This window comes from Sulfurimonas sp., from assembly GCF_032250635.1.
Taxonomy (GTDB): Bacteria; Campylobacterota; Campylobacteria; order Campylobacterales; family Sulfurimonadaceae; genus Sulfurimonas.
Genome location: NZ_JAVVFL010000057.1, coordinates 1 through 10656 on the forward strand (window position 1 = coordinate 1; position 10656 = coordinate 10656).

General features: G+C 39.4%; 12 protein-coding genes and 1 tRNA gene. 2 read left to right on the forward strand and 11 right to left on the reverse strand.

Annotation, left to right across the window (positions count from 1 at the left end):
* The first annotated feature begins 90 nt into the window (after positions 1 to 90).
* Positions 91 to 441 carry a CbiX/SirB N-terminal domain-containing protein gene (locus RQ763_RS05005; RefSeq protein WP_314151554.1) on the forward strand — a complete coding sequence of 117 codons (351 nt, stop codon included), beginning with the start codon at positions 91 to 93 and terminating at the stop codon, positions 439 to 441.
* A 5-nt stretch (positions 442 to 446) separates the two neighbouring features.
* On the opposite strand, the gene RQ763_RS05010 is transcribed toward RQ763_RS05005, so the two are convergent.
* From RQ763_RS05010 to RQ763_RS05030, 5 genes are read right to left on the reverse strand one after another with little or no spacing between them, the layout of a single operon-like run.
* Complete coding sequence (locus tag RQ763_RS05010) at positions 447 to 1481, reverse strand: polysaccharide deacetylase family protein (protein ID WP_314151555.1); 1035 nt, start codon at positions 1479 to 1481, stop codon at positions 447 to 449.
* A 25-nt stretch (positions 1482 to 1506) separates the two neighbouring features.
* A complete protein-coding gene (gene mgtE, locus RQ763_RS05015; RefSeq protein ID WP_314151556.1) occupies positions 1507 to 2868 on the reverse strand; it encodes a magnesium transporter in 1362 nt (453 codons plus the stop codon).
* A 23-nt stretch (positions 2869 to 2891) separates the two neighbouring features.
* On the reverse strand, positions 2892 to 3548 hold the full coding sequence (locus tag RQ763_RS05020) for a hypothetical protein (protein ID WP_314151557.1): 657 nt from the start codon (positions 3546 to 3548) through the stop codon (positions 2892 to 2894).
* Entirely contained in the window at positions 3529 to 3978 is a 450-nt protein-coding gene (gene rimI, locus RQ763_RS05025; protein WP_314151558.1) for a ribosomal protein S18-alanine N-acetyltransferase, read from the reverse strand. The genes RQ763_RS05020 and rimI overlap by 20 nt, the downstream gene beginning before the upstream one ends.
* Complete coding sequence (locus RQ763_RS05030) at positions 3975 to 4955, reverse strand: DUF2156 domain-containing protein (protein WP_314151559.1); 981 nt, start codon at positions 4953 to 4955, stop codon at positions 3975 to 3977. The genes rimI and RQ763_RS05030 overlap by 4 nt, the downstream gene beginning before the upstream one ends.
* A gap of 183 nt (positions 4956 to 5138) precedes the next feature.
* Here RQ763_RS05030 and RQ763_RS05035 point away from each other — a divergent pair.
* A tRNA-Gln gene (locus RQ763_RS05035) sits at positions 5139 to 5213 on the forward strand.
* Between the two features lie 134 nt (positions 5214 to 5347).
* Here RQ763_RS05035 and RQ763_RS05040 read toward each other — a convergent pair.
* The 6 genes from RQ763_RS05040 to RQ763_RS05065 form a co-directional block, all read right to left on the reverse strand.
* On the reverse strand, positions 5348 to 5842 hold the full coding sequence (locus RQ763_RS05040) for an HIT domain-containing protein (RefSeq protein ID WP_314151560.1): 495 nt from the start codon (positions 5840 to 5842) through the stop codon (positions 5348 to 5350).
* Between the two features lie 102 nt (positions 5843 to 5944).
* Positions 5945 to 7231, reverse strand: coding sequence for a TRAP transporter large permease subunit (locus RQ763_RS05045; RefSeq protein WP_314151561.1), 1287 nt, complete (start codon positions 7229 to 7231; stop codon positions 5945 to 5947).
* Positions 7228 to 7713: a TRAP transporter small permease subunit gene (locus RQ763_RS05050; protein WP_314151563.1), complete on the reverse strand. Its 486-nt coding sequence runs from the start codon at positions 7711 to 7713 to the stop codon at positions 7228 to 7230. Before RQ763_RS05050 ends, RQ763_RS05045 begins: the two co-directional genes overlap by 4 nt.
* 10 nt (positions 7714 to 7723) lie before the next feature.
* Entirely contained in the window at positions 7724 to 9169 is a 1446-nt protein-coding gene (locus RQ763_RS05055) for a UDP-N-acetylmuramoyl-tripeptide--D-alanyl-D-alanine ligase (RefSeq protein WP_314151564.1), read from the reverse strand.
* The gene (locus RQ763_RS05060; RefSeq protein ID WP_314151565.1) at positions 9169 to 9906 is read right to left on the reverse strand and encodes an alpha/beta hydrolase; all 738 of its coding nucleotides are present in this window, start codon (positions 9904 to 9906) and stop codon (positions 9169 to 9171) included. The genes RQ763_RS05055 and RQ763_RS05060 overlap by 1 nt, the downstream gene beginning before the upstream one ends.
* Positions 9906 to 10656: D-alanine--D-alanine ligase (locus RQ763_RS05065; RefSeq protein ID WP_314151567.1), on the reverse strand; the 751-nt coding region annotated here is incomplete at its 5' end. The genes RQ763_RS05060 and RQ763_RS05065, both read right to left, overlap by 1 nt.

The window sequence follows — 10656 nt, forward strand, 5'->3', positions numbered from 1 at the left end:
CGTATAGTTATAAACTGCTTCAATTCATAGCAAAATCCTGAATCGCACCCAAATTATGTTATATTTTCGTATATAAATTAAGGTTTGAAGATGAACGGATATATATTGCTCTCGCATGGTAGCAAGGTCAAAGCCTCAAATGACGCATCGAGAGAGGTTTTAGAGAAATTACGAGCAAATATTGAAAATATTGAGCTTGCTTTTTTGGAGTTGGCTGAGCCTGATTTTGAAGATGCGGTAAAAAAGCTAAAAGCGGCAGGTGTTAGTGCCGTTACGGTTTTGCCTCTTTTTTTGGCTCCCGGTAAACACGTTAGAGAAGATGTCCCTCATCTTGCCTCAACGTGTTCTCAAAAGTACGACATTAAAATAGAGGTTTTAGACCACATCGGCGCAAACAGTGCCTATGTGAAGATGATAGAAGACATCCTTTTAAGTAAGTAGTTTTGCTACTTTAGTATCCAAAAATGGCTGTACCAGTACCATCTGCCATCTTTTGAGGCGGCGGTGCAAGTGTATCTGTCTCTTGGAGCTTTTAACTTTTCATCTGCTTGTACGCTAAACTCTCTATCTGACATCCATTCAACGGCTATTGCTTTTCCGCTGGAGAGGTAACACCCTACATTTTTTACCGGATATTTGAGCTTTATGGTGAGCTTTGGAGGGTTCTCCTCTTTTACCAGAGGCTCTATGGATGAGACGCTCTCTATTGGGAGTGGCAGAGTTTTAATCTTCAGAGTAAAACCATCCATGTTAGCATACGCCTCCGACATTGCAAAGCGCGGTAAAGTTCTCGTATCGCTCTGCATCCCTATTGCGCCCGACGTCTGAGTAATTCCGATATACCCCAAGCTTTGAATATACTCCGCGCTCTCTTTTGTATACTCTCCAAACGGATAGGAGAAGAGTTTTGGGTTTTCGTTTGTAGCCTCTCCTAGCTCCTCTTGAAGCCTCTTTTGTGCGCCCTCAATCTCATCTCTTATGCGTTTTTTCCAGCTCTGCTCATCTTCGCCCTCTTTTGGCAGCATATAGTCATGGGTTATGGAGTGGTTCGCAAACTCCGCTCCAAAAGCCTGCATCTCACGCATCTCATCCCAGCTCATGTAGTTTTTAGAGCCGTTATCTGCCGGCGAGCTGTTTACAAAGACCGTAAAGGGGAAGTTGTACTCTTTGAATCTTGCAAACGCATGCGTATATGTGCTTTTGTATGCGTCATCTATAGTAAGTGCAACGACCTTTTTTGGAATCTCCCTGCCCTCTACGATATAGCGAACTATCTTTGAGAGACTCCAGACCTTATAGTCGTTTTGCGAGAGGTACTGCAGATGTTTTTCAAACTGCTCCATTGTGATGTTTGTAGATGGATATTTGGTTTCGCCAAAACGGTGGTACATAAAGACAACTGCGCCCTCATCACTGTTTTGGGCGCTTAAAATCTCTGCAAAGAAGAGCAAACACAAAAAACCTAGTAACACTTTTTTCATTTTAACACCCGCTTTTTTTCTTTTACTATAGCAAAATTATGGTTGCCAATCCAAGAAAACTAAAAAATCCGACGATATCCGTAACCGTTGTAAGAAGCACAGAGGAGCCGACGGCAGGGTCAATATCTGCCTTTTGAAGAAGCAGAGGAATCAGTGAGCCGAAAAAGCCCGCCGTGATAATGTTGATAACCATAGAAGCGGCTATAACCACTCCAAGCAGAGGCATAGAGAACCACACCCAAGCTATAAGACCGATAGCTACGGCGAATATAAAGCCGTTCATAAGAGCCAAATAGACCTCTTTTAGTATAGTTTTTTTGGCATCTTCACTGCTGATATCTCCAAGTGCCATCTGGCGAACCGTTACGGTAAGAGTCTGCGTTCCCGCATTTCCGCCCATAGATGCCACTATGGGCATTAAAACTGCAAGTGCGACCAGCGACTGCAGAGTCGCATCAAAAAGACCAATGACAACCGATGCCGCAATAGCCGTTATAAGATTTATGCCAAGCCAGTAGGCGCGATATTTACCGATGTGAAAGAGGCTCTCCTCCTGCTCCGCTCCCTCATTAACACCTGCAAGATTATAGAGCTGCCCCGTTGCACGCTCCTCTATAATGTCATAGATATCATCCGAGGTTATACGCCCAAGAAGCCTGCCTTTTGCATCTGTAACGGGAATCACCCCCATGTCGTACTTTGATGCAACCTCTACAACGTCGTGGATATCATCCAAAGCCTTGACTGAGATGGTGTTTACCCCCTCTTTTACAAGCTCTCTATAGTTGACATTTGGTCCAAGGAGTATTAGATCTTCTAGAGGAATTGAACCCAAAAACTTATGATTTCTAGTTACCACATAAACCTGATAGACGCTGTCTAGCTCTTTTTGCGCTTTTAGGCGTTTGAGTCTGAGTATGGAATCTCCAATCTGCTCATCTATAAACGCCGAAAAAAGCTCCGTCTGCATGTAAGCTCCCGCTTCATACTCATCGTATGCTATAAGCGTCTGCAGGTTTTCTCTATCTTTGTGCGGAAGGCTTTCAAGAACCTCCTGCGCTATTTTTACATCAACCTCTTCTATGTTTCGGATAAGCTCAGCTGCATCATCAGTGTCAAGCGTATTTGCCAAAAAGGCGAGTTCATTTGGTGCAAAATGCTTAACTATCTCCTCGTGGCAGTGGCGAGGAAGCTCTATCATAACAAGCGCTTGAAGTTCTTGCGGAAGTTTAGAGAGTTCTTCTAAATATAATTTTTCATCTTCATCACGCAACTCAAGAAGATCTTCTGCGATATCATAAGGATGTATACTGGCATCAATACCATCTATATACTTATTTGCTTTATCCTGAAGCAGTGCAATAATCTCTTGTGCTGATAACTTCATCTATCCTCCAATATTTTAAACAATTATTTTGAAAATGTTATTTTTTCGTTTAGTAAAACTTTTTGTCTCTCTATGATTATCTCTTCATCCTGCAAAATATTTCTGAACTTCTTATAGAGCACATATTCGACAATTATTGCCAACACACCAAGCAGTGAAAGCAAAATCAGCATACTGCTTAATCTTATATCAAAATAGTCAAATATCATAGCGGTGATAGCACCTCCTACAATTGCAGATGAGACGAAAAAAGACCTAAGAATAAGATAATCTTTTATCTCAATCTCGTCTTGCATAAAGTGGATTGTATGAACCCTTGATATCTCAAATGTAATCGCCTGAATAGTAAATATGCTCAAAATAACATATGTAAAAAGAACTATCTCAACCATATAAAGGGAATAACTAAGAATTTGAATAATATCTAAAATAATTACGAAAAGATAAATATTATATATTTTCACTTTTTTAAAAAGCGGCTGAATAAGCCCATCAGTAGCTCCTATCAGCATATAAAAACTAATCATAAAAACAGGTAAATGCATACCCTCAAGCTTTGCAACATAGGGCATAATAGTCCAATCTATATATGTTGTTACAAAAAGAACTGCTACTTGAAGCTTAAGCAGTTTGCTTTTTAACAAATCACTAAAAATCTGTTTATAATGTGTCGCTGGCATATCTTAACTCCATCAGATGGGCATCACATCCGTCTCCATAAAAGGCTTTGAGTTTTTTAAGCTCGCAAAAGCCCATTTTTTTATACAAGGCTATCGCCGCCTCATTATCCGTACGCACTTCAAGAAGCAGTTTGCTAAAACCCAAAGAGATAAGCTCCTTAAATATAAATCTAAGCAGCTCTTGGGAAATTTTTCTATTGCGATAAGCTTCGCTAACTCCCAGAGAGTATAGTTTGGCATTTTTACGTTTAATGAGCACCAAAATATAACCAGCTATCTTGCCATCAACCTCTGCAATATATAGCAGGTTGTTTTTTACATGGTATGAGAAAGAGCCTCTTGAGAGAGGATAGTTCTGTGGCAAAAACAGCTCCTTCTCCAGCGCATAAAGCGAAGAGAGATCACTTTTTTGGGCTTTTCTTACTGTCATTTTTGGTAAATTGTATACTTTGGTACAAGTTTAAACGGACGATACGACATCTTTACCTTGCGGAGGTTTTCAAATCCCATGTCATCGCCTACATTTATATATCCAATATTGTAATGCTCTTTTAGCATCTTAGAGAACTCTCTAAAGATAAACTGAGCACATCCCAAAATCTCAAAATCCGTTTTTTCTATGATTACCGTTGCCGTATCCTTATTGATTCTCTCGCCTACGGTAAAACCTTTTAGCTCGCCGTTTATGTAGATAACCAAACCTATCAAAGAGAGTTCTTCATAATATTTGAGCATCTGCTTTACTGCATGTCTCTCTTGATGAATACCCTCTAAAAAGTGTTCCGCCTCCTCTTTTGGCATGTACCTCACCCTGTCGGAGACCCACTTGTTAAAAAGATGCGTAATCTCATCTTTATGTTTTATGCTGTCTAGTTGTTCAATGACATAATCAGGGTAAGACTTCATAAACTTATTAATCTCTGTTCTTTTTGTGTGGTAGCTGTTTCCGCGCAAATCTATAAGCGCATTTACTTCATAAACATAATCAACCAGTTTTTTCTCAACCAAGTAAGACTCAAGCATCTCAAACATACTCTCGGCTTCATCAGCGTTTTGCACAAACTCTTCAAGCATAGAAGCCTGAACATAGTCGATGCGGGAGTAGTACGGCGAAGAGTTGTTTGTATTCATAATCTTAAAACAGCTAATAATGGCATCTGTGATGTTTTTTTTCTTTCCCAGAGGAGGTAAAAGCATAGTCAATTCGCCGCCCGTCATAACAAAGAGACAAAAACATTTATTGATAAGCGCATAAAATCCGCTGCTGTTGGCTAGCCATATAAAATTTGCCGCAAATGTGTAGTCGCTAAGATCCACATCCATCTTTGCCAAATACTCCTCCATGACGGGCTTTGTGGCTATTGTAAATCGTTTTAATTTCTGCTTGTTGACCGTTAAACTTCCCATGCGATATCTCCTTGGTTGTGTAAATAATAATGGAATAATACATCTTTTTTTACCATTTGCAACTACTATTTTAAAGAGGTAATAAAAGAGTATATTATAAAATTTTTATACTAAGATTAAGGGTATTGTAAGGGGAGAAAATTTATAATTCCACCCGTTTTACAAAACTAATCTTTCACAGACTGGGGTATCGCCAAGCGGTAAGGCCGCGGCTTTTGGTGCCGCTATTCGGGGGTTCGAATCCCTCTACCCCATCCACAAACAATCCTTATACAAAGATTCCCAATGGAAACCATAGATTCAACTACCATAATCATAAGAACTCTCGTTTTTGTCGTAATCGCTATTATCTTTTACTTCGTGTTAAAATCTAAAAAAAAGTAATCAATCGCTTATTTTATATATTTAGGAACTAACTCTTTTATAGTTTTATATATTTTTATAAAATCGGTTGAGTAGACTCTGTTGTTTGCAACGGAAGTTATAAAGTTCGTGTCTCTCTCCCATCTTGGGACGATGTGCATGTGAATATGCTCAGCTATCCCCGCACCTGCCACTTCTCCCAAGTTCATCCCGATATTTACTCCATGAGCACAAAAACCCTCTTTTAAAAGCCTCACACTCTTTTGCGCCAAATCACTTATATGAAGCCAAGTCTCACTTGGCAGCTCTTCGAGTTTGTCGGTATGAAGATGGGGGATAATCATAAAATGCCCCGGAGTGTACGGGTAACGGTTCATCACTATAAAACAGTGTTCATCCCTATAAAGTACATGCAACTCCTCATCATCTTTCTCATGGGAGCTTATATGGCAAAATACGCAGCCCTCTATCTTTTTGTTTGTAACATACTCATCCCGCCATGGCGCATATAAAATATCTTTCATTTTAACCCTTTTTATAGAAATTTCTGCCTCTCTCTCGAGGCAAGCTTTAGTGCCATAGCGGCTAGCGCAGCAAAGAGGAATTCACTTCCTCTTGCGTTAAAATTAAATAAATGCGAACACTAAGTCTGGAAATATCATAACCAAAACTAGAGCCAAAAATTGAAGAGCTATAAAAGGTACGATGCCTCTATATATCTCCGTGGTTTTTATACTATCACCTGCGGCTCCTTTTAAAAAGAAGAGCGAGAGTCCAAAGGGAGGAGTTAAAAATGAGGCTTGCAGATTTAGAGCAATGAGTATCGCAAACCAAACAGGGTCAATCCCAAAAGCGTGCATAACCGGTACTAAGATAGGAACGATGATAAAACTAATCTCTATAAAATCTATAAAAAAACCGAGTATAAATATACTAATCATCGCAACCGCTATAAAAATCCAGACATCTCCTATATCTTGAGAGAAAAACTCAAGTATAAGATCACTTCCGCCGAGTTCGTTAAAAACAAGAGAAAAAGCCGTTGCCGCGATAAGAATCATAAAAATCATGCCGCTTAGTTTCACGCTGCCGAGTGTTGCGTATTTGAGCATTTCAAAGTTTAGAGAGCGATTATTATATGCCGAGAGTAAAATTGCGCCAACCACTCCAAATGCAGCCGATTCCGTAGGAGATGCTATACCTGCGAAAATGCTCCCCAAAACTGAGACCATCAAAAGCATGGGCGGAACTATGGCCATGATTATCTCTTTGAAGCTTACATCTTTTACATTTTTTGCAACGGGTGCAGCGTCGGGTCTAAGGTAGGAAAATATCAGGATGTAAACTATGTAGAGTCCGACCAAAACAAGCCCCGGCAAAACCGCTCCCATAAATAGTTCGCCCACACTGACATTCATAACATCACCCAAAATAATAAGGATGATAGAAGGCGGTATAATCTGCCCGAGCGTTCCACTAGAAGCTATCGTTCCAGCAGCCAGACCTTTGTCATAACCTGCACGAAGCATAAGCGGAAGCGCGATAACGCTCATCATAACAACACTTGCTGATACAACTCCGGTAGAAGCCGCCAGCATCGCACCTACAAGCACCACGCTAACAGCCAAACCACCGCGAACAGTTCTAAATGCGGAGCTCATGGCAATCAGGAGCTTCTCAGCCATAAGCGACTTCTCAAGCACCAAACCCATCGCTATAAAAAGAGGAACCGCCATCAAAGTGCTGTTTGACATGATTCCGTATATACGAAACGGCAGAACCGAAAAGACGTCAAAACCAAGTTCTGGAATCAAAAAGGCAAAAGCGATAGCCACGCTTCCAAAAACAAAAGCAACGGGAATTCCTACCATTAAAAGCGCTAAAACTACTACAAACATCAACATGGATATCATAACGACCTCCATGCATCAAAGTTTGTTTTGGCATCTTTTATGGCTTGAAGGGACAAAAAAGCAAACGAAATAGGCATAAGAGATTTTACTAAAAACCGATACTCCAACCCGCCAGGATTTGAAGATGCCTCGTTTTGAAGATAACTCATACTCACGAAATCTATCCCTATATAGATGATAAGAAACGAAAAGGGAAGCACAAAAAAGAGAGAAGATATGATGTTGATAAGCGCTTTAGTTTTTTGCGAAAATGAGGCATAAAATATATCTACCCTAACATGCGCACCCTCTCTCAGCGTATACGCTATACCAAAGAGAATGACTACGTCAAAAAGATGCCACTCAAGCTCTTGAAGAGCCACTGAGCCAGTTGAAAAAAGATATCTTGCAGTTGCATCATAGACAACCAACAGAACCAGCAAAGCAACGACAAAAGCCGTAAAATAGCCGAGGTATTTTATGGTTGCATCTATGTATTTCACTTCTTTTTACTTATATAAAATTGGGTGCGTCATTTGCAAAGAGTATAATATCTCCTGCTTTTGTCTGATGTGCCAGCAACTCTTGGATTTTGGATTTATCATGGAGCATGATTTTATTTTTGACCTTCAAGTTCTTGTCAAATAGCTCCGCATTTAAAGAGCCCGTAACTATCGCTATTTCAAAAACACTATTTATTGCCTCAATCAGCTCTAAATTTAGCTCATCGTTGCTCTCAACGAGACCTGGAGTGACTATTACCTTTCTGCCCTCATGAAGTGAGCAGAGTCTTACGGCTTCGAGCATTCCCTCTATGTTGCCGTTATATCCGTCATCTAGTATTAGCTTTCCGCTCGCTTTAATCATCTCTAATCTATGCTCAACAGGAGCCAAGCGTCTTACCGCTTTAACTATCTCATCATCACTCATGTCAAATGTTTTTGCAATGTGAACGGCTGCTGCAATATTGATTGTCTGAAATGAGCCGAGAACATCGGTGTGAAAGTGAAGAGTTCTATCGCTAAAAATCATATCAAAGTCAGTTCCCTCTAGAGTTGCATTGACGTTTTGAATCTCCTCTCCAAAAAACGTAACTTTCTCATGCGGTTCATCCGTAACGGAAGTATGGATAAAAGCGCACTCCAACCTCGGAGATTTCATAATCTCAAGCTTTGTTGCAATGATATTTTGCAGGCTCTTAAAGTACTCTACATGAGCAAGACCAACTTTGCCTACAACTACTACCTGAGGCTCTAAAAAGGTTGTAATATCTAAGATATCTCCTCTTTGTCTCGCACCCGCTTCACAAACATAAATCTCGGTATCGCTAGGCAGAGACTCATTTATGTCTTTGATAATTCCTCCAAGAGTATTAACACTTCTGGGAGTTGCGTAAACTCTATACTTTTTGCTCAATATTTCTTTAACAAAATTTTTTGTGCTTGTCTTGCCGTAACTTCCCGTAATGCAGACTATCTGGAGTTTAGACATGCTTTGGAGTTTTTTTTGCGCCTCTTTTTTATGCGCTTCAAAAAGAAATTTCTCTATTATAAAACTTCCCACATAAGCAATAAAGAGCGGCATAAATACACCGTAAGTCTCACATGCAGACTTTAAAGTACAGAGAATATCTTGGAAAACAACTAAAAAAACAAGAAGAATCAGAAATCTCTTAACCCTCCATGTCAAAATAAGTTTTTTGTCTAAACTTTTATGCCAAATAAATATTGCCGGCAAAACTGCAAAAAGAAAGAAGATAATAAAAAATTTGCCCGTCGTGTAGTAGGCGATAAAAGGGATAAAAAAGTAGATGACATGCCAGTGAGGTTTATGATGTTTTAAGATTACTCGCGATAACTTATAGTCATACCACTGAAGATTTGTTATGAGATACCATCCCAGAACTGTTACGAAAAGAACATTTGTAACAAATGCCATAAGTACTTCATAATCTTGCATTATTTATGCTCCAATGTTTTTAAAAAAGTTTTTTCTATATTTTGTGCTACATCTTTGGCATGGTTTAAGAAGAAGTAGTGATCACCCTCGTAGGTTATAAGCGAAGAATCTTTTATAAGTCTCTCTATCTTTTTTGCGCTGCTAAGTGGGGTTGCTGTGTCGCTTATTCCCCAGCAAAGAAGAGCTTTTCCGCCATAAGAGGCAAACTCTTTAGAGAAATCCTCATCTACAACATTTTTAAAAGTTTGATACATAGGCTCGCTTAGTTTTTTTGCATCATCAGCTACAAAAAACTCTCTAAACTTTGTCGCTCCAAATAGTTTCAGAAGCTTGAAGAGTACGATTTTAGCTCTCACTTTGAGGGATTTTGACCTGTGTATTCCGGCACTTGCAACAAGAACCAAAACCTGAGGTTCAAGAAGAAGCGCAACCTTGCCGCCAAAAGAGTGCCCTAAAATGATATCTTTTGAGGCATTTAGATGAATCATCAAAAGCTCTACAATTCTTGCATAATCTTTTGTCTCTAGCGCCATATTGCATGTGGAGTTTCCAAACCCAGGCAAATCTATGTAGATATGACGGAAACTGTCCATGTATGGTGAAAATGCTTTTTTCATCAACTCTTTATTGCTTCCCCATCCATGCAAAATTATCAAATCGACTTTTGCCTGAGGGTTTAGGATCTCATAACTAATATCTAAGGTGTGTTGCTCAAACTGTATTGACTTTAGAGCCATTACTTCCCTTTTGCTTTGGAAATTGAGTGGATATACTCGTAGTTTGTTCTTGCTCTTTTTGCATGCGGAAGCGAATTTGATAGCATCTCAAGACAATTTGTGAAATCTTCAAAAAGGTAGTTTGCCATAGAGCCCGGAATCGGATTTATCTCATTTAGATAAACCTCTCCATCAACGACAAAAAAGTCACATCTAATCAAAGCGCCTTCAAACATATTTTTATATATTTTTTCAAAATTCGCTTTTAGTTTTGACTCCAACTCTTTTGAAATCTCCGCTTTTAAAACCTGTGAACTTCTTGAAAAATCCATATATTTTTTTTCAAAATCCAAAAAATCATTTTTTTGTGGCTCTTCTACTATAGAGAAGTGCATTTTTTTATTTGCCATAAAACCTGCAAGGTTGTACTCTTTCACCCCTTGCAAAAACGGTTCTACTATAACGCTGCTGTCAAACTCGAAAGCGCTGTCAAGAGCATAATCAAGCTCGCTCTCCTCTTTTACGACACTCACTCCGATGGAGCTGCCAAGACGTGAAGGTTTTACAATAATCGGGTATGGAGTTTTAATATTGTTGTGCTCTTTTAAACTAAGCTCTTCATGTTTTAAACTCTTGACTCCTCTAGCATTGCAGAGCCATTTTGTGTACCGTTTGTCATAAGAAAATACACTTGCATCCATGCGTGGACCGATATATTTTATAGAGTAAAAATCCAAAAGTGCAGCAATAGAGCCATCTTCGCCATCAGCT

Excerpts from the sequence above, each read along its gene's own strand:
- RQ763_RS05005 (WP_314151554.1), top strand. The coding sequence starts at position 91 with ATGAACGGATATATATTGCTCTCGCATGGTAGCAAGGTCAAAGCCTCA.
- RQ763_RS05010 (WP_314151555.1), bottom strand. The coding sequence starts at position 1,481 with ATGAAAAAAGTGTTACTAGGTTTTTTGTGTTTGCTCTTCTTTGCAGAG.
- mgtE (WP_314151556.1), bottom strand. The coding sequence starts at position 2,868 with ATGAAGTTATCAGCACAAGAGATTATTGCACTGCTTCAGGATAAAGCA.
- RQ763_RS05020 (WP_314151557.1), bottom strand. The coding sequence starts at position 3,548 with ATGCCAGCGACACATTATAAACAGATTTTTAGTGATTTGTTAAAAAGC.
- rimI (WP_314151558.1), bottom strand. The coding sequence starts at position 3,978 with ATGACAGTAAGAAAAGCCCAAAAAAGTGATCTCTCTTCGCTTTATGCG.
- RQ763_RS05030 (WP_314151559.1), bottom strand. The coding sequence starts at position 4,955 with ATGGGAAGTTTAACGGTCAACAAGCAGAAATTAAAACGATTTACAATA.
- RQ763_RS05040 (WP_314151560.1), bottom strand. The coding sequence starts at position 5,842 with ATGAAAGATATTTTATATGCGCCATGGCGGGATGAGTATGTTACAAAC.
- RQ763_RS05045 (WP_314151561.1), bottom strand. The coding sequence starts at position 7,231 with ATGATATCCATGTTGATGTTTGTAGTAGTTTTAGCGCTTTTAATGGTA.
- RQ763_RS05055 (WP_314151564.1), bottom strand. The coding sequence starts at position 9,169 with ATGCAAGATTATGAAGTACTTATGGCATTTGTTACAAATGTTCTTTTC.
- RQ763_RS05060 (WP_314151565.1), bottom strand. The coding sequence starts at position 9,906 with ATGGCTCTAAAGTCAATACAGTTTGAGCAACACACCTTAGATATTAGT.